This is a genomic window from Streptomyces sp. NPDC001156, assembly GCF_053598275.1.
Window position 1 is genome coordinate 1 of sequence record NZ_JBSFJX010000018.1, and the last position, 17,601, is coordinate 17,601.

At 64.6% G+C, this 17,601-nt stretch carries 15 protein-coding genes; 9 read left to right on the forward strand and 6 right to left on the reverse strand.

What is annotated here, in order from left to right:
- Positions 1 to 402: 402 nt before the first annotated feature.
- Both ACWDA7_RS12235 and ACWDA7_RS12240 read left to right on the forward strand, forming a co-directional pair.
- A complete protein-coding gene (locus ACWDA7_RS12235; RefSeq protein WP_450604037.1) occupies positions 403 to 1,389 on the forward strand; it encodes a hypothetical protein in 987 nt (328 codons plus the stop codon).
- Entirely contained in the window at positions 1,382 to 1,813 is a 432-nt protein-coding gene (locus tag ACWDA7_RS12240; RefSeq protein ID WP_450604038.1) for a hypothetical protein, read from the forward strand. The genes ACWDA7_RS12235 and ACWDA7_RS12240 overlap by 8 nt, the downstream gene beginning before the upstream one ends.
- A gap of 304 nt (positions 1,814 to 2,117) precedes the next feature.
- Here the strand turns inward: ACWDA7_RS12240 and ACWDA7_RS12245 are convergent, their stop codons facing one another.
- On the reverse strand, positions 2,118 to 2,627 hold the full coding sequence (locus ACWDA7_RS12245) for a hypothetical protein (RefSeq protein WP_450604039.1): 510 nt from the start codon (positions 2,625 to 2,627) through the stop codon (positions 2,118 to 2,120).
- Positions 2,628 to 2,915: 288 nt separating this feature from the next.
- Here ACWDA7_RS12245 and ACWDA7_RS12250 point away from each other — a divergent pair, with 288 nt between their 5' ends.
- Positions 2,916 to 3,227: a hypothetical protein gene (locus ACWDA7_RS12250; RefSeq protein WP_450604040.1), complete on the forward strand. Its 312-nt coding sequence runs from the start codon at positions 2,916 to 2,918 to the stop codon at positions 3,225 to 3,227.
- A gap of 422 nt (positions 3,228 to 3,649) precedes the next feature.
- Here the strand turns inward: ACWDA7_RS12250 and ACWDA7_RS12255 are convergent, their stop codons facing one another.
- Positions 3,650 to 3,835 (reverse strand): hypothetical protein, encoded by a 186-nt coding sequence (locus tag ACWDA7_RS12255; protein ID WP_450604041.1) that lies wholly within the window; start codon positions 3,833 to 3,835, stop codon positions 3,650 to 3,652.
- Between the two features lie 206 nt (positions 3,836 to 4,041).
- On the opposite strand from ACWDA7_RS12255, the gene ACWDA7_RS12260 reads away from it, so the two are divergent.
- The 4 genes from ACWDA7_RS12260 to drmB are packed head-to-tail and all read left to right on the forward strand — an operon-like array spanning position 4,042 to position 10,506.
- On the forward strand, positions 4,042 to 4,584 hold the full coding sequence (locus tag ACWDA7_RS12260) for a DUF262 domain-containing protein (RefSeq protein WP_450604042.1): 543 nt from the start codon (positions 4,042 to 4,044) through the stop codon (positions 4,582 to 4,584).
- Positions 4,554 to 4,859: an ATP-binding protein gene (locus tag ACWDA7_RS12265; RefSeq protein WP_450604043.1), complete on the forward strand. Its 306-nt coding sequence runs from the start codon at positions 4,554 to 4,556 to the stop codon at positions 4,857 to 4,859. The genes ACWDA7_RS12260 and ACWDA7_RS12265 overlap by 31 nt, the downstream gene beginning before the upstream one ends.
- A complete protein-coding gene (drmA, locus tag ACWDA7_RS12270) occupies positions 4,852 to 8,760 on the forward strand; it encodes a DISARM system helicase DrmA (RefSeq protein WP_450604045.1) in 3,909 nt (1,302 codons plus the stop codon). The genes ACWDA7_RS12265 and drmA overlap by 8 nt, the downstream gene beginning before the upstream one ends.
- A 3-nt stretch (positions 8,761 to 8,763) precedes the next feature.
- The gene (gene drmB / locus ACWDA7_RS12275) at positions 8,764 to 10,506 is read left to right on the forward strand and encodes a DrmB family protein (protein WP_450604046.1); all 1,743 of its coding nucleotides are present in this window, start codon (positions 8,764 to 8,766) and stop codon (positions 10,504 to 10,506) included.
- Between the two features lie 85 nt (positions 10,507 to 10,591).
- On the opposite strand, the gene ACWDA7_RS12280 is transcribed toward drmB, so the two are convergent.
- The 4 genes from ACWDA7_RS12280 to ACWDA7_RS12295 all read right to left on the reverse strand — a co-directional run bounded on the left by ACWDA7_RS12280 (position 10,592) and on the right by ACWDA7_RS12295 (position 15,230).
- On the reverse strand, positions 10,592 to 12,262 hold the full coding sequence (locus ACWDA7_RS12280) for a DEAD/DEAH box helicase (protein WP_450604047.1): 1,671 nt from the start codon (positions 12,260 to 12,262) through the stop codon (positions 10,592 to 10,594).
- Between the two features lie 328 nt (positions 12,263 to 12,590).
- A complete protein-coding gene (locus tag ACWDA7_RS12285; RefSeq protein ID WP_450604048.1) occupies positions 12,591 to 13,532 on the reverse strand; it encodes an HNH endonuclease in 942 nt (313 codons plus the stop codon).
- Positions 13,533 to 13,621: 89 nt separating this feature from the next.
- Positions 13,622 to 14,557, reverse strand: coding sequence for an HNH endonuclease (locus ACWDA7_RS12290; RefSeq protein ID WP_450604049.1), 936 nt, complete (start codon positions 14,555 to 14,557; stop codon positions 13,622 to 13,624).
- 208 nt (positions 14,558 to 14,765) lie between these two features.
- Positions 14,766 to 15,230: a very short patch repair endonuclease gene (locus tag ACWDA7_RS12295; protein WP_450604050.1), complete on the reverse strand. Its 465-nt coding sequence runs from the start codon at positions 15,228 to 15,230 to the stop codon at positions 14,766 to 14,768.
- A gap of 53 nt (positions 15,231 to 15,283) precedes the next feature.
- On the opposite strand from ACWDA7_RS12295, the gene ACWDA7_RS12300 reads away from it, so the two are divergent.
- Both ACWDA7_RS12300 and ACWDA7_RS12305 read left to right on the forward strand, forming a co-directional pair.
- Complete coding sequence (locus ACWDA7_RS12300) at positions 15,284 to 15,472, forward strand: hypothetical protein (RefSeq protein ID WP_450604051.1); 189 nt, start codon at positions 15,284 to 15,286, stop codon at positions 15,470 to 15,472.
- Between the two features lie 807 nt (positions 15,473 to 16,279).
- Complete coding sequence (locus ACWDA7_RS12305; protein WP_450604052.1) at positions 16,280 to 17,599, forward strand: ATP-binding protein; 1,320 nt, start codon at positions 16,280 to 16,282, stop codon at positions 17,597 to 17,599.
- Positions 17,600 to 17,601: the final 2 nt, after the last annotated feature.

Consider the following 17,601-nt stretch of genomic DNA (forward strand, 5'->3'; position numbering starts at 1 on the left):
GCGACGGCATCCGGCCCTCCAACGATGCGGCGACACGACGCCGACATCCCTGCCACCCACCCGCCGACACCAAGCCCGACCAGCGGAAATCAAGCGATCACACCCGGATTGATAACGGCTTCTCAGTGAGCCAGCACCTTGCTCCCTGGTGTTCCCCGCTAGAACTGGCACGTATCTGGCACGAGCCAGGTGCTTCGTGAAGGCTTCATTCAGCACACAGAGGGGCTTCCGTTCTGGGCCGTCGAGCGCCGTGACCTTCGATGCCATCGGCCAATGAAGGATCAATCGACAGAAAGATGTCCCGGACTGGGGCGCCTTTCTGTCATCGTTGACCAAGGGCACAAAGTGAACGGTTGAACCTGCTGGTTCGCGCAGGGTCATGGGGCACCACGGGGGGAGATCGTGCCATTCTTCATACCAGTCATTCTCATCGGTGTCGGTGTGGCGACCGGCGGTAGCGGGGTCGCCCTCGGTGGCAAAGGCGCCCACGACCTCAAGCGTTCGAAGGACCGGCTCAAGAAGGCGGGCCAGGGCCACGAGCGACGCCTAGCCCAGACCGAGGACGCATTGGCAGCGACGAACACTGCCCTCAAGGCACTGGGGGAGCAGCAGAGGCAGGCGCGCGTCGATGTCGTCGTACGCATGGGCGACTTCCTGCGTCGCCACGAGCGACTGGTGCGCGAGAGCGAGCGGCTGCTGGTGGAGGGCATCGACGTCACCATGACCAAGATCCCCGGGCTTCGCGGCCTCGACGTCGACGCGGTGGCATGGATTGGCGGGGCTCTCGGATCCGCGGTGGCGGGAGCGGTCGCGGGCGCTGGGATCACGGCGGCAGCGAGCAGCTTCGGAGTCGCGAGCACCGGAGTGGCGATCTCCGGCTTGACGGGCGCCGCGGCCGAGAGTGCAACCCGCGCCTTCCTAGGCGGTGGGTCGCGTGCATCGGGTGGCGGCGGGATGGCCCTGGGAGCCAGGGTGCTCAACTTCGTCACCATCGGTCCCGCGCTGCTCGTCGGTGGACTGGTCGTCAAGGGCCAAGGCACGAAGGCGATCACCCGGGCGAGGGAGTTCGAGGCGAAGATCGCCGTGGCAATCGCTGAGCTTGACGAGACGGACACCCGCCTGAAGGGCGTCGACGCCCGCGCCGCAGAGCTGCGCGGGCTTCTCACGGGCCTCACCTTCCGAGCACTCGAGGCGCTGGAGCTCCTGGAGTCTGAGCCGTTCGATCCGCCGAGGCACGCCGCGCGCTTCCAGCGGGCCATGACACTGGTCATGGCGGTCCGCGACGTGGCGGCGACTCCGATTGTCGACACCGAAGGCAAGTTGGACGAGCGCAGCGCAAACCTCACGATCAGGTACCGACCCTTGATTGAGGAGACTCAAGATGCCTGACCAACCCAAGGTGCATGTAGGCAAGGTCGTCAACGCAGCTAAGGGCTCCGTTCGGGCGATGGACGGCTTCGCTGCGCTGAACCAGATTGTCGAAGCCGCCCGTGAGTGCATCCACATCCACGAGGTTGAGAGCACCAAGAGAGCCCGGATGGAGGCCTACGAAGCCACGGAGGTCGCTCGGATCCGGGCCGCTGAAGCCGTCCTCAAAGACTACTTCGCACAGGCATTCGCGGAACGACGCAACATCTACGAGGAGATGTTCGCCCGGCTGGATAGGGCACTCGACGAGGGCAACGGCGAAGTGCTGCACACCGTCGTGCGTGGGATCGTCGACATCGCCAAGAGCTCGCCGCTCGCGGACATCGGAGACCTCTCTCAGGTCCGGGCGGCACTGGACGACCCGGATCAAGTATGGGAGCTCTGACCGCAACGCGTTCAGAGATGACCCGCCGCCGGGACACGAGCTGGTCCGGCGGCGGCGCAGGGCGGAGAGGCGGCTGGCTCAGGTGACATGTCAAAGGCCCCGGACCATGATCGGGCTGGGGCCTTTTCCCTGGTGCCCCCGGCAGGATTCGAACCTGCGACACCCGCTTTAGGAGTTCATTCATGGCTACATGCGCGCTGCCGCATTGCTACTCCACGGGCTCAAGGCAGTCCCCTGCTACTGCCAAGGTGGCCCTGTGGCCGTCATCTTCTGCCGTCAGGATCCCGCTAGCTCTTCTTACTTGTCAGCCGTGGGCGCGGGCCGTCAGCCAACGCTTCGCGACGGTCGCGGTCATCGTGTAAAAGAACTCCGACTTAAGCCCCGGTTCGTTTGTGAGCGCCTCCACCCATGTCATAGGCCAGTTGCGGCGCTTGTAGTGCCGGTGCATGGTGCGCGTAAAGGCCGAGAGGTTGCCCTGAAGGCTCTTCTTCTCCATGCCCAGCTGGGTGGCCAGTGAGGTGTAACTCACCCGCGTGTCAGGCTGCTTAGCCAGGATGTCGAGTGCGCGGGCGACCGTTTGGACAGAGCTCAGCGGCTCGATCATCAGTTTGCGGAAGTCCTCGACGGTCCATTGGACGATTGGGAGCTTGCCGTCTTCCGGTGAGTCCGCCGTCGAGCCCGTGCCCGCCGGCGGAACTGGGGGGACGGGAGGGGTAGCGGTGCCGGTCAGTTCCGCAAGGTAGGCGTACACCTGCGTGACGTACTGGCTCGGCACGGGCACCGAGATGAAGTGCGTCTGGTCTTCCTGAGTCATGGGTCCTCCCCGGGTCTATACACCAGTCCGGCGGTCTGGCGGCAGGAGCGATCGTGACACACGTACAGACGGCGCGTCTAGCCGTTAGTGCATCTTACTTGCCAGTTCTCTCGGCATTAGTCCCGGCTACTGGCCTCTATCGGCCCTGGACGGTTGGTGCCCCGCGTTCCCCGTGGTTCCCCGCACGATCAGGCACGGACCTGTTTTGCTGCACCTGCGATGTGTCGAGAGAGCCACAGCAGTGATCGACGGCGATCCAACGTTCCTACGTTCTTCACCGTTGCCCGCATGAGCCGCCAGACTGTGTCTATGGATGACCGACCAACACCTGGTGCCCTCGCACCCAATCGTCTCTCTGTCCTGGAAGACACCCTGGCACTGTTCGAGGCGGACCTTAACGCGGACGACCCGGTTCGTCGTCAAGCGGCGCAACTCGCCAACCTGTGCGTGCAGGTCTTCGGGGAGTACGCCGCGCTGATGCAGGAGGCGGACCGGCACCTCCCCAAAGAAGTACGAGACCGAATCATCGCTGTACATAAGAAGCGATCAATCGAAGGGATCTCCCGCCTCGCGGAGATCTTGGATCTCGATCTTGAGTGACAAAGCCATGACCACGCGTGACGGCCCGTGCCGGCAGGTCGACGTCTGACGGGCGGTGGCTGGAGTACTGCTGGGCGTGCGGTTCTGACCTTTGCAAACCTCTCCGGAGGGCGCTTCGAGCTCATGAATAACAGCTGGTCAGAGCCTCGCGGGCCCCGGACCAGGCTTGCCCTGTCCACAGATGGTCCATGGCCTGTCGACACCGCGTGCGGAGGCTGCTGGAGGTTCCTGCGGCACAGAGGTTACGGACCCGTTGACGGGGGAGACCATGGCAGCGTATTGGCGCAACTCGTCGAACTCCATGAACATCATCAGCCGGGCCTCCTCCAGCGGTGCGGCAAGGATGGTTCGGTAGCGGCCCGAGCGGAGCTGTCCCGCAATCTCCCGGTCGGTGAACCGGCGGTTGATCTCCTCGGCGGCCCTCAGGTCCAGTCGTCGTATCGGTTGCGAATGGCCCGAATCTCGTCCAACACCTGCTCGTAGGTCTGCCCTGGCCCTGGTGTCATGGTGACCGGGATCCGATTAGAGGCGTCGTTCAGACCTCCGCTCAGCAACTCATCCTCCAAGAACTTGATCGCTTCAGCGCAGGTCGTTCCAGCACTCAGCATGGTCCCGTTCCTCCCCTCGGGGCATGGCGCCCTGTCACATCCTGCCAGCGTGCTGACCGCCCCGAGGCCGCGATGAGCGCGACTCCACCCACCCCGACCGGACGCCGCTGCAATGCGTGCTCAACGGTTGACACGCACCGAACCACCCTGCTCGTATGGTCAGTTGCACTGTTCTGATCCACCTGTTGGTCGGGGAGTAGGCGGGCGTGGCACTAGATAATCCGGATCTCAAGGACGTGCTCAAGGAGGTCGCCTCTGGTGCTCTTCAACTTCCGGACTTTCAGCGGGATTGGAAATGGGACGACGAGCGGATCAGGGCGCTCATCACGACGGTGACGCTGAAGTATCCACTCGGCGTAGTCATGTCGCTACACGCCGGCGGCACTCCGCAGTTCAAGGCCCGGCCGCTCCAGGGCGTCGAGGCTTGCGAAGGCGCTACGCCGGACTTGTTGCTGTTGGACGGGCAGCAGCGGCTGACCTCCCTGGTCCAGGCGCTTCACCAGGACAGACCGGTGGAGACGCGGGATTCCCGCGGCAAGGACATGAAGGCCTGGTACTACGTGGACATCGCCAAGGCGGTCGGTCCGCCGGCAGACCGGGATGAGGCGATTGTGTCGGTGCCCGAGGATCGCACGCTCAAGCGGGACTTTGCTCGCAAGGTGGTGCTTGATCTGAGTACTACCGAACGTGAATACACAACGCGAGCTACTGGGCAGCGGTGGACGAAGCAGCCAACAGACGGATCGTGATTCGCCTGAGGCCAGCGGACCGGCAGATCCTCGTCGTCGGCTCTGGTCCGGGCGTCCACCCGGAGATAGTTGACCAGCTCTTCCAACCCTTCAGCACCTTGAAGCTCGGGGGCACTGGGCTCGGCCTTTTCACATCCGCTGAGCTGGCCCGGAGTCTCGGATGCACGTTGCGCCTTACGGACCAGATCGAGCAGCCGGACGAACTCGGCGGCGCCGCGTTCGTTCTCGAGTTCCCCCACGAGGAACGAAGCGAGAAGGAGCACCCTGATGAGTGAGCGAGACCACCTCGTCGAGGATCTCGTAGCTGAGATGCTCGGTCCCCGGGGAGGGCCGATCGAGAGGCTGGGGGGCGACGAGGACCCGCTTGACGAGTACGTCGTCGGTGTCCTGGCTCCGTTCTCATCCCCTTCGGTCGAGGTCGACTCGGCCCAGGAGCTCGTCGGCGAAGAGCTCCTGGGCGGTGATGACGACCTCGATCCAGGGGACTCCGTGTCTGGACACCAACCTCTTGGCGCGAGCCTTCCGCCTCTGGCAATCGACCCCCGCGCCAGACCCTCGTCGATGGGTGTGTCCCTGGCGGTCAGTGCCTCTAACAGGCCACGCCTCGACATCTGCGGTACCTGGGCCAGGTATCGCAAGGAGGCGAACGGAGAATGGCGCCGGGAGCCACACGGGGTTGTCTGGCGCGACGTGGACTGTTCCGTCGATAACCCGCTGAGCGACCCCGCGGATCCAGGGGTCGTGGTGAGGGTCCGTAGTCGAAGGGACTCCCGCGGCATCTGGAAGATCTCGGTGTTCGTGGTCAACCAGAGCCCTGTGGAATCAGACCACCCCTCCCCTTCGGACCACGTGTTCCAGCCGCAGGTGCGTCTGCGCTGTCAGGGCGGAGTTGAGCTGGTCCCACTGGAACACCAGCACTTGGGGCAGGACGAGGAGGACGAGAGCCTTGCGCTTCTCTACGAGGACCGTCCCGTCCTTGCGAGGGGACACCTCTGCTCCGCCGTCTGGCGCCAGGTCGACCCAGAGCGCCCACATCCGGGAGGGTTGGAAGGAACTCGGCCCCCGTTCAGGTGGTCCGATGGGCGTCACCTGTTCGACGACGATACGGTGGCCGAGTTCGAGCCGGCCGACGTCAGGTCCGAGTTCGTTCCTGTGGTTCCGGTCAACGCCCCGGTCAAGGGCTGGCCGGCCGACGCGGGGGATCCACCCGAGCTGGACCCGACGGAACTGGCCGAAATCACGGATGGTGCTGTACTCCGCCAAAGGCTGGAGCCGCTCGCGGACGCATACGAACGCTGGATCGAGGGCCAAGCACGCGGGGCGGGAGACCATGCGCCAGGTACGCCGGCCCATCGACACCTCTCCGGGTGCCGACGCGCGCTCGATCGGATCCGTGACGGTATAGAGGTGTTGGCAGGCGACCGCGACGCCCTCCTCGCGTTCTGCTTCGCCAATCGAGCGATTGCCCTCCAGTCGCAGTGGACCAAGGGGAAGGTCAACCGCTGGTGGCCCTTCCAGCTCGCGTTCCAGCTGGTCAGCCTGCGGGGGATCGTCGACGACACCCATGAGGACCGCGACGTATGTGACCTGTTGTGGTTCCCGACCGGTGGAGGCAAGACCGAGGCGTATCTGGGACTTGCTGCCTTCACTCTCGCGTTTCGGCGGCTCCGTGCCCAGCAAGGGCAGGAGCCCGGGGGAGGAGCAGGAGTGACCGTCATTTCCCGGTACACACTGCGGCTCCTCACGATCCAGCAGTACAGGAGGGCGCTCGCGATGGTGACCGCGTGCGAGTTCCTCAGGGTCAGCGGCTCGCCCGAGCAGCCTGGCTGGCGGCCCTCCGGGTGGGAGGATCTCGGTGACGTGCCGTGGGGCTCCACCAGGTTCTCGGTCGGGCTGTGGGTGGGTGGCAACGTGACCCCGAACAACCTGCAGGACTTCGAATACCGCGACGCGAACAACAGGATCGTCAAGAGGCACGGAGCCATCTCGATACTGGAGGGGGAGGAGGGCGAGGGTGACCCGGCCCAGATCCTGAACTGTCCGGCCTGCAGGTCGACGCTGGCCCTTCCCCCGGAGGGACTCCGCGAAGGCGACACGGGTGTGCTGCACTTCGTGGTGGGCGACCCTGATCCCGCTCTGAGCCCAGACGTGGCAGCGCAGTTGTCGGAAGAACCATTCGACGTGACCGCGGTCACGGTAACCCGTCATCCGGACCGGTCGTTCGTGACCTTGTCGGTTCGGTTTCGCGCTACTGCGGACGTGTCTGACCAGAGCGTCGACAAGTGGTTCGACGGGCATGTGCTTCGTCTGCTCGGTTCCGGATCCTGGCTCGTCTCCGCACGTGCGAGCCGGCCGGGGTACTTCGTGCGGACTGTCGAGTGGGGCAAGCGACGTAGCGAGAAGCCCGTCGAGTTCGAGATCTTCTGTCCGCACCCGGAGTGTCCGCTCAACTCCCACTTGGCCTGGTCCGAGACGACCGAGGTTGGTGCGTGGCCTGTGCCACCGGCCTTCGACCGGGGTGACGGTTCCTCGACGCACTGCCCTGTCCCGGCGTGGACGGTGGACGAGCAGGTCTACGCCAGGTGCCCGTCGATGGTGGTGGCGACGGTGGACAAGTTCGCCCGCCTGGCGTTCGAACCGAGAGCCGGCGCTTTGTTCGGCAACGTCGACAGGCTCAACGAACACCTGGGCTACTACCGGGCCTGGGCACCTCCGGCAGGGCCGGCGACCCTCCCACGAAACGCCCGTGAGGAGGTGACAGCTGGGAACAACGTTCCGGTCCGTGGGTTCCGCCCACCTGACCTTGTGCTGCAGGACGAACTGCATCTCATCGAAGGACCTCTGGGCAGTATGGTCGGCCTCTACGAGGCTGGCATCGACCTCCTCTCCACGGTGCACGACGGCAAGAACACTGTCAGGCCCAAGTACGTCGCCTCCACCGCGACCGTCCGGAGGGCGGAGGAACAGGTTCGTTCGTTGTTTGACCGGAGTCTTGAGGTCTTTCCTCCCCAGGGACTCCGGGCAGAGGAGACGTTCTTCTCCGCGACCGGCTCCTCCCATCCGCTCGACGCACAGGGGGCGGGTCGTCTGTACGTCGGGGTGATCGCCCCCGGCCGCGGGGCGCAGACACCGATTGTCAGGATGTGGTCGCGTCTACTCCAGACACCCCGCGACCGACTTGACGCCGGCGTCGCACAGGAGGAGTTGGATCCGTTCTGGACGCTCGTGGGCTACTTCAACGCCATTCGTGAACTCGCCGGAGCTGTTGCGCTGGCCCGTCAGGACATCCCCCAACGGCTGGGGAGCGTTGCCGCGTCGCCTCGCACTCTGGACGAGCAGGAGCCGATGGAGTTGTCCAGCCGAACCAGTTCCCTACGGCTCCCGGGCATGCTCGAGGAGTTGGGGGTCCGGCTGGCGCTCGGCCGGGAACCGGCGAACGCGGTCGTTGCCACCTCCATGTTCGGCACGGGTGTCGACGTGGACAGGCTCGGACTCATGGTCGTACACGGACAGCCGAAGACGACCTCCTCCTACATCCAGGCCACCGGTCGTGTGGGCCGGGGTGTCGGCGGGCTTGTCGTCACCTTCTACCGAGCCTCGCGCCCGCGGGACCTCAGTCACTACGAGTACTTCGCTGGTTACCACACCACGCTCTATCGCCACGTCGAGCCCGTCACCGTCAACCCCTTCGCGCCCAGGGCCAGGGACAGGGCCCTCGGCCCGGTGATGGTGAGTGTCCTTCGTCAGGCGGCGAGCGTTCCGACCGCGACGGGTTCCGTGGAAGTCCACGAGCGGTGGCGGATCCAACAGCGGCTGAGTAACGGGGGCTGGTTCTGCCGTGCCCATGAGATGAGCGATGCCCACCTGGACCCCGAGGTGGACCTTCTCCCTGGAATTCTCGAGGAACGCGCCGCTCAGCAGCCTGCCCTCCGTCGCCCACCGACCTCGGATACGGAGAACCACGCCCGCTCGGAGTTGGAAAGTTGGCGGCAGGTTGCTGATCGCGTAGGCGGTGCCTTGTTGTACCACGAGCCGACGGTCACGCGTCCGGCCTCTCGGCCGGTCGTCCTCGGTGACCTTGCGCACCTTGTCGCAAAGACCGGTGAGGCCTACGAGAACGCGCCGAACTCGCTGCGTGAGGTGGAGGCCACCACCACCGTCAAGGGAAGGGGATGAACCGTGAGCCGTCCCTACCAGGAGATCCGCCCGTCCCAGTTCGTCATCACTCTCGGCCCTGGAAGCATTCTCGAGACCGGATCCGGGCCGGTCGTACTGAAGACGGTTGACACCCTCTTCAACGAGATCGGCCGTCAGCCCCAGGACTTCGAGATCGTCGACGAACGGCTCTCACGACTGGAGCTGAACGGTGCGCGAATCGCTCGTGTGCCCACCAACGCCGAACTCGGACTCCCCTCTGACAGAACGATCTATCCCACACACGGGTTTCCCTTCTGGTCCCTGTGCACGCAGCACCGACCCCACCAAGTGCTGTACGAGACGGGGAGCGGTTGCCCGGAGTGTCCATCGGTGTCCTCGCAGCAGCGTCGGGAGAAGGCGGGGCGTGAGGCGATCCGTTTCGTTCAGGCATGCGAAAACGGTCACTTGGACGAGGTCCATTGGCACGGACTTGTGCACGAAGGTGGGGGATGCGGCACGAAGCACTACCTGTGGCATGGGGGCGGCCGCGCCCTCCGACTCGTCCGCATTGAGTGTCCTCGTTGCCATGCGACCGCCAACTTCGGCCAGGCATACGCCAGGTCCTGGCGGTGTAGTGGCCGCATTGTGGAGCACGGAGGGCGCCCGGCGCCGGCGACGGCTCGGTGTGTGCAGAAGGCCCGCATCATCCAGCGAGGGGCTGCCAACCTACGGCTCAGCCTGCTCCAGAGCGCGCTGACAATCGTGGATATGCCGACCAGGCTTCATGACATCCTCAGCGATCGATCCCTGATGGGGGCGGTTGGGGCACTTCACCCCCTTGGTCTCCTCGACCAGGTGGCACTCATGGCAGGGGCTGAACGGGCAGGGCTTCCCCCGGACGCGATCGAGTACCTGAAGCAGACACCCTGGTCCGAGATCAGCAAGGCGGTTGATCAACTACTGGGGGTTGGTAACACGGCCTCGTCGTCACTACGTGACGACGAACTCGACCGTCTACGGCAGGCAGCGACCTGTGGTGTTCCGGCGGTGCCCCACCCGCACCCGGGCTCTCCTCCGCTGTTTGAAGTTCGCCAAGGCGACGTGCGCCTCGTACAGGGGCCTGCCTGCCGTCACAGGCTCCGGGTCGCACCCGTCAGCCGTCTCCGCATGGTCATGGTCCAGACCGGTTACCAGCGGCTGGATCCGCAGAAGGCCCAGAATGTGTCGACTGCCTTCGACTGGAACGGCACCACCTGGTACCCGGGCATCGAGCTCTTCGGCGAGGGCGTCTTCATTGATCTTGCGGAAGACTCGCCCGCCCTGGGAGGCAGCAGGGCCAACCAGTGGAACGAACGGTTCAGAAGTGACCCACACGGTGATCCGTCACTCCACCCCGTTCATGTCTGGTGGCACACCCTCTCCCACCGTCTCCTCCGGGCGCTGTCAGTGGATTCCGGGTACTCGTCTGCAGCGATCCGTGAGCGGGTCTATCTCACCGTGCGGGACGGCAGGGTCTCCGGCAGTGGACTTCTCCTCTACACGGTCCAACCCGGAGGAGACGGCACCCTCGGTGGACTGGTCGCCCTTGTCAACCGGTTCGGGAACGTTCTTTCGCAGGCGCTGCAGGACGTCGACAGCTGCTCGAACGACCCGCTGTGTCAGGAAGCGCCGACGGTGGGGGCAGACGGAGCTGCCTGCTACTCGTGTCTCCTGGCGTCGGAGACCTCGTGTGAGCACCGCAACCAGGGGTTGGACCGCCTTCTCCTCGCCGAGAACCTACCGTGACCTGCTGGTCGGCTGGGGCCGGTATCTCCAACCGCTTCTGCGTGGGCTGGCGGACAGCCGGCGCAGGAGCGGCGCGCCGTCGGAGCTACGTGCGGCTCTGGGCGCCTGACCAGTAGCTGGAGTACCGCTTGTACGCGAGTTGTCCGCTGAACCGGATGTTGTCCTCAATGTCCACAACCAGGCAGCTCTCCGTGCCGCCGAACCGTGGTCCCCGCATGCCCCGACCGATCATCTGCTCGTAAAGGACCGGGCTGGTGGTGGGGCGGCCGACCACCAACGCTCGTACCGTCGGAGCGTCGAAACCGGTCGTGAGGACACCGTAGTTACAGAGAACGGATAGATGCCCGTCGCGGAACTGTTCGATAAGCGCGCGCCGCGTCGCAGGGCGCGTGCCGGAGGTGACGACCTCCGCGGCTCGGCCAGCGCGGCGCAGTAGGACAGCCATTGCTATGGCGTGTTCCACGGTGCAGCCGAAGAACAACGTCGGCCAATCCGGCGGCAGTTCGAGCAGTTGCTTGAGCAGAGCACGGTTCCTTGCGTCCGATTCACCGATCTGACGGAGGAAGTCAGGATGGAAGTCCTCGAACTGAGCGAAGTGCGCTCGGTATCTTTCGACGTCCTCCATCTGAAACGCAGAGCTGGCGTACGAGAGCACCTTGTGCTCAGGCCGTGACAGTACATCTCGCCGACGGAGCTCGGAGACGATGTCGTCTCCCAAGGAGCGGGAACTGAGAAGCTTGCTGTGGAACCTGGCCGCCAGCTGGCGAGTCTCGGCGTCGACCCTTCGAAAGGGTGTGGCTGTCAGCCCGATGAGGGGCACCGAGGCCTTCTGCCTGAGTTCGATCCCAAGGAAGCGCAGGACTCTGCCATAGCTGGGGGCCAGCATTCGGTGGGCTTCGTCCACAACCACCGTGCCGAGGTTCTCGCGCAGCAGCTCGAGTTCCTGTTGCACGTCGTCGTTGGTGCCTCGAAGAACCGCGTCGAGCTTCTGGATGCTGGCCACCACGACGTCGGGGTCGCTCGGGACCGAGGCGTTCCCCCACAGCCGGGCAATCTCCATGGTGTGCCGTACCTGGTCATCGCGGTGCCCCAGGTCTGTCCACACCTCACGGAACGCCTGGACGGCCTGCTCGCACAGCTCCTCACTCTGGGCGATCCAGAGGACGGCCTGACGGCGACGCTGCGAGATGCGCCAGGCGACGATGCTCTCCACCGCGGTCCTGGTCTTGCCAGCTCCAGTGGGCAGGGTCAGAACACCCCGATTGGCGCCGGGTGCCCCGGAGAGCACCTCGATCACCTGCTCCTTGAGGTCCTGTTGGAAGTCCTCCAGATCTCGGAGCGGTACAAAGGGAGCGACTTCCAGGGTGTCCGGCTCCCGTGTACTTCCCGGCAGGCCGGCAAAGGCAGGCGGGATGTCGAGGACTCTTACGAAGTGGCGGGGCCAGCTCTTGCCTGGCTTCCACGTGCGCTCCGCGATCTTCTTGGCTTTCGCTCTGCTCCCGCCACGGCTGCGCTCGCCATCTCGGTAGTCGTGCAGCTTCTCCAGCTCGTCCTCCGATGCGGAAAGCGCAAGCCGTTCCCGTAGCGTCCTGGACTCCAGAAGACCGAAGCCCGACCTGTCGACCAGGAACTCGGCAAGCTCGCCCTCGGGAAGCTTTGACCGCAGCCTTCCGGATTCGTTCTCCACGGCCGCGATGATCCACTCCACCGACTTCCTTGAGCGGGATCTCCCTCCGCTCTCGAGGTCCTCGATCACCGCCCGCAGATCCCGTGAGGCGAGCCGCCGACGCAGTACTTGGATTGCCTGGGAGCGGTCCTGCTCGCTCAACTGTCCAAAGGCTTCCACCGAACACTGTCTCCTCGACAACTAGTAACCGAATGTGTTGAGCCATTCACAGCCGGTCAATCGGTTGCAGTGGGGCTTGTAAGTCCCGCACGCTCGGAGTTGTGGTCCCCCGGGGTTACACATGCACTGATTATATGTCAAATTATGGCCGGTTCTGGTCTGTTCGCCTCGCGGGCTGCGTTGTGACAGCACATGGTGCGAGTGGCGCTACCAGGGGTGTACGTCGCGGAGCACTTCCTCACCGAGTTGCGTCGGTCTGGGAGCGGTTCTGGTCCCAGTGGGCTCCCAGCCATACGCGGTGTTGTGAGTGGAGCGGGAGCGACACAGGCTTGGCGTGGAGCTGTCCGTACAGCGCGTAGGCGCGGATGGACTCGCGAACGTCGATGCAGTCGGTGGTGGGGTCAACCGCGATGTGGCCCAAGTCGAAAAGGCGGTGGAGGTCGCGTCGTAGGAGTAGGCCGCCGTATTCGTAGTGCTCCCCGCTCTCAGCGAAGCTGTACAGGTGGGCGGCTTCCAGTGCGCAGGCGGGCGTCGGCCCGCTGAACGCGCACCTCTCGCCTTGCTCGCTGAGCAGTTGTTCGCGAAAGATGCTTTGTCCTTGGCGTACCTGGACGGTGGCGCGGCGGTGTCCTCCGCGGATGACCGCACGAGCGCCATCGGTGGTGTCGACGGTCACTCGCGCGCCGGCTTCAAGCAGGGCGGTTCGCACCTTCTCCCAACGGGCCGGGCGCATGCTGTGCTGAGACGTCGGTTTGTCGCACAGGGCGCGGATTTCTCCGCCTGTCAGTTGGCCGCGCAGGTCCTGCCAGGCCCGGCTGTGGTGGGAGCGGTAGGTGGTCACTTCCCTGTCGCGCACGCCAGGTGCCTCGAAACGCATGCGGCACTTGTTGCACCACCACTTCAGCTCACCGGTTTTCAGACGTTTGAAGTCAGCCTTGCCGCAGCGCTCGTGGAAATAGGACGACTTGACGGCCTGGGCAACGTCGATGCGTTCGATAACCGATATACCCAACAGCATCTTCTTGTCCCACAGGGCGATCACGTCCCCGGCGGCCAGGCTGGCATGTTGCGGCACAGTGCTGTCCCAGCTGTAGTGGGCTGCTGGACTGTCATCGTAGCCATCGTTGCCGCCGTGCTGACGTTCGCTACCAACGGCCAACACGAACCATGCAGTCGCCACCCTTACTCCTCACTCCCGTTTCACCTACCGGCCGACACCGGCAGCGATCGCATTCCCCGCGGTGTGCCGCTAGCGACGCACGTACGGGGCTACCGGCTGGTGCGGTGTAGGTCCCAGTGCGCTGCGAGCCACGCCTGGTGCCCCCTGCCGAGTGGAACGGCCACCGGCTGGCCGTGCAGGCGCGTGTAGTCGGCAAAGCCAGCCAGCTCGGGCGCCACATCGAGCGTGCCCTGCTGAGGGTCGAGGGCGATGAGGCCGAGATCGAACAGCCGGTGCAGGTCCCGGCGCAGCAGGAGTCCGCCTTCGGGGTGGTGCTGGCCGTCGGCGGCGTAGCTGTACAGGTGTGCCGCCTCCAATGCCGCGGCCGGCACCGGACCGGTGAACGCGCAGACCTCGCCCTGCTCTTCCAGTAGGCGCTTACGGAAGGCGCTCTGGCCTACCCGTACCCGGACCATGGCCGTGCGGTGGCCGCCAGCCAGCTGCCGCTGCGCCCGATCGACGATCCTTACCGAGGTCGCCGCACCGCTTACGACGATCTCCTCGCGCATCCGGGCCCAGTCCAGCGGTCGTAGGCTCAGCTGGGAGTTGGGCGAGTGGCACAGGGATCGCAGGTCTGGTCCGGTTAGCAGGCCGGCCATGTCGACCCAGGCCGTCGAGTGGCGGGAACGATAGGTAGTCACTTCCTTGTGGTGCACCGTCGGGGCGTCGAACTCGGCTTTGCAGTTCCAGCATCGATACGCAGGGGTCTTGTTGCGACGCGGCCGGGACGCCCTGGCCCGCCCACACTTGGGACAGGTGTAGGTCTCCTTAACCGCCTGACCGGTGTCGATGTTCTCGATGACCGATACGCCCAGTAGTGACTTCTTGTCCCACAGGGCGATCACGTCACCTATGGTCAGCGCGGCGTGGTTGGGTACTGTGCTGTCCCAGCCGTAATGCTGTGACGGCTTGTCCTCGTAGCCGTCGTTCCCGCCATGCGTTCGGTCCTCGTCCGGCACGGCCAACACCAACCACGCGTTCGCCATCCGCTCCCCCTGCCCGCTTCGCTCCCGTGACAAGGCCGGATCCCTCTCACGCCCCTGACACTGAGTCGCCCCAGTTATCTAGTCCTCCTGTAGAGGACTGAAGATCCCAGCATGACCTATCAGATCGATACCAGTAGGTCTACCGTCTCCACGGGTGCTGGGCTGCTCCGCCCGTCTTCGACTTCCACCAAACCGAAGCTCCGACGATCTAGCGTGATTGTGTTCCGTCGTCTCGGGCGCGATCACTGAGCTGCAGGATCCTCAGGGCCGCCCTGTCCGGAGCGGTCCGCACCTCGCACTCCCATACGCGGACGACTGTCCACCCGGCCTCCTCGGCGGCGGCCGTGTTTCGCTGGTCGCGGGCTTTGTTGGCGGCGATCTTCTCTGCCCACCGTTCGGCGTTTGGACCTCGGAACGCGGACGCTCCGTGTGTGGGGCAGCCGTGCCAGAAGCAGCCGTCGACGAATACTGCGATGCGATGACGGGGCAGCACGAAGTCGGCGGTACAACGGGGTGCGACCTGGCGATGGAGCCGATAGCGCAGCCCCAGCCGGTGCACTGCGTGTCGAAGCCTGATCTCCGGCTTGGTGTCGCGACTTCGACGGCCCGCGAGGTGCTGCCCCTCTTCGGTCTTGACCCAGCCAGGGCCGGCACTGGTCTTCTTCTTGCTCATGCCGAAGCGCTCGGCTCTGCAATCGTGCCCTTGGGGCCTGCCATACTCTGCATATGATCCGGGAACCAGTGGAACTTGGCATCGATGACCACGGCCACGTCGAGTTGCCGCTTGGGTTGCTGGCGGAGGCCGGTCTGTCGCCCGGCGCCAGTGTCCTAGCCTACAGCGACGGGGACGGCAGAATCGTGCTGCGCCGGGCAGAGGACGCCATCCGCGATCTGCTCGAGGACGGGGTGCTGTGAGCCGGCTGTGTGGTTGGGCGTGTGAGCCCCAGCGCCCCTGCTGAGGGCTAGAGAGCAGGGCTGAACCCGATCTCGGTTGCCTTCTCGTAGACCTCCAAGGCCTGTTTCGCCCGAGCTTCACTCTGCCGGGGATCTTGAGAAGCTCGGCGCCAGCCGGCGCAGCCTGACCCCGTGTGAAGGTCCTTGCTCATAAAACTTGCGGCCTGACTCTCGAGTATCTTTTTCGCCTCCACAGAGGTCCGATTCTTGACAGTCGACAAGGGCATCACGACGGCGGGTAGCGCCAACGGCAGCTGGCGAAGAGTAAGTCTCGCAGAGTGGGTGAACGCCCGTGAGCTGACGCAGCTCTACGCCTCGGTGGAGGAGGCCCGGCAGTCCCCTGTCGCGGCTCCCTTCCCGGCGGGGCGGTGCCTGTGGTTGAGTCATCGTTCGGACGCGTCGCATTCCAGTCAATGTCGCCATTGCTGCCCTCCGAAGTCAGTTAGCGATGTCGCGTCGGTCTGTTCTGACTTCCGGCGGAGCACGATCCCACCAGTTGCCGGTGATGGCTACAAGATGGCTCCCTGGACAGGGAGACCTCAGGTCTCTACGCGATGTGAAGTGTCCAGTGTGATGCGCCCTGAAGCGGGAGGCGAACATGCTCCGTCTCCGCAGCCACCAAGGGAAATCCTTCCCCCGGCGGCCGGTAGCGGTCTCCGCTGGTGTCACGACTGGGGCGAGCCCTCCGTAACCTACGTCCACGGCACGCCTGATGGCGGTGTGTGGGATCCTGGAGGTCCGCGTCGACGTCTCGGAGGCACCTGATCTATGACTCCACCGAAGTTTGAGAGCATCACTCCCTCTGCCGCTCGCCTCACTGAGTCGTTGCGGGACATTGGGTACGACTTCCCTGCAGCGGTTGCAGACCTCGTCGACAACAGTGTTTCCGCAGGAGCCGAGCATGTTGACGTCTTCATAGAGTTCGACGGCCCGGAATCATACGTTCTGATTGCTGACGATGGCGCTGGCATGAGTGAAAGCCTTTTGACAGAGGCACTCCGGTATGGCACTAGGCGGGACTACGAGCAGGGGGAACTTGGGCGTTACGGACTGGGGTTGAAAACGGCTTCGCTGTCCCAGTGCCGCGCTGTCACAGTTGCCACCCGGAAGTCGGTCAAGGTTCCCCGTCTGTATGTCCGCACCCTCGATCTTGACGTGGTCTCGGAGGCCGACCAGTGGCTGGTTCTGAGGCTCGGCCGCGAAGGTCTTCCTCAACGTGCTCTTACGTACCTCACTGAGGGAACCGGCACCGTAGTCATTTGGGAGAAGCTCGACCGGGTTCTACCAGAGAGTCGACCCGAGGGCGGTTGGGCGCGTCGCAGGCTGGACGCGCTGGCCAAACGTACGGCTGCGCATCTCGGTATGGTGTTCCACCGATTCCTTGAGGGTACAGCCGGCGGGCGTAGGCTCGTCATCACAATGAACGGTGAGAAGATTGAGCCGTGGAATCCTTTCGCTCCGCACGAGCCTGCGCGCAAGGACCTTCCCAGCCAACGGTTCGAAGTAACCGTAGGGGATATCAGTGGAACTGTGCGTATGAATCGATACGTGTTGCCTGCCAAGGAGAACTTCAGCTCGCAGGAGCAATTCGAGCGTTTGTCGGGTCCATTGAAATGGAATCGCCAACAGGGTTTGTACATCTATCGGGCAGATCGCCTTGTGCAATGGGGGGGGTGGAGCGGGATTCGAGGCATTGACGAACATACCAAGCTGGCCCGCGCCTCATTGGACTTCGACACTGACCTAGACGGTGTCTTCAACATCAATGTCGCTAAGGTCCGCGTAACTGTCCCAGTTCAGCTGCGCCAGATGCTGGAGCGGCCGATCAACGAGTTGTGTAGCCGAGCGGATGAGGCGTACCGCAAGACAGCTCGTGGCGCGGACGTGGGAACGCCAAGTCCTCTTGTGCCTCGTCAGGCGGTATGGCGTGGTCCCGAATCGCCGGAAACGGCTGCGATGAAGGATGCAGGGCTAGCGCTGCGGGCCGCGTCGATGCAAGCAGGAGAGTACGCGGCTTTGCTACGCATCGTAGCGGTCCTTGAGGCGGAAGCCCCAGCGGTGGCTCAAGGCCTGGGGTTGAGCACCTGAGC

Excerpts from the sequence above, each read along its gene's own strand:
- ACWDA7_RS12305 (WP_450604052.1), top strand. The coding sequence starts at position 16,280 with ATGACTCCACCGAAGTTTGAGAGCATCACTCCCTCTGCCGCTCGCCTC.
- ACWDA7_RS12300 (WP_450604051.1), top strand. The coding sequence starts at position 15,284 with ATGATCCGGGAACCAGTGGAACTTGGCATCGATGACCACGGCCACGTC.
- ACWDA7_RS12245 (WP_450604039.1), bottom strand. The coding sequence starts at position 2,627 with ATGACTCAGGAAGACCAGACGCACTTCATCTCGGTGCCCGTGCCGAGC.
- ACWDA7_RS12255 (WP_450604041.1), bottom strand. The coding sequence starts at position 3,835 with ATGCTGAGTGCTGGAACGACCTGCGCTGAAGCGATCAAGTTCTTGGAG.
- drmA (WP_450604045.1), top strand. The coding sequence starts at position 4,852 with ATGAGTGAGCGAGACCACCTCGTCGAGGATCTCGTAGCTGAGATGCTC.
- ACWDA7_RS12240 (WP_450604038.1), top strand. The coding sequence starts at position 1,382 with ATGCCTGACCAACCCAAGGTGCATGTAGGCAAGGTCGTCAACGCAGCT.
- ACWDA7_RS12290 (WP_450604049.1), bottom strand. The coding sequence starts at position 14,557 with ATGGCGAACGCGTGGTTGGTGTTGGCCGTGCCGGACGAGGACCGAACG.
- ACWDA7_RS12295 (WP_450604050.1), bottom strand. The coding sequence starts at position 15,230 with ATGAGCAAGAAGAAGACCAGTGCCGGCCCTGGCTGGGTCAAGACCGAA.
- ACWDA7_RS12250 (WP_450604040.1), top strand. The coding sequence starts at position 2,916 with ATGAGCCGCCAGACTGTGTCTATGGATGACCGACCAACACCTGGTGCC.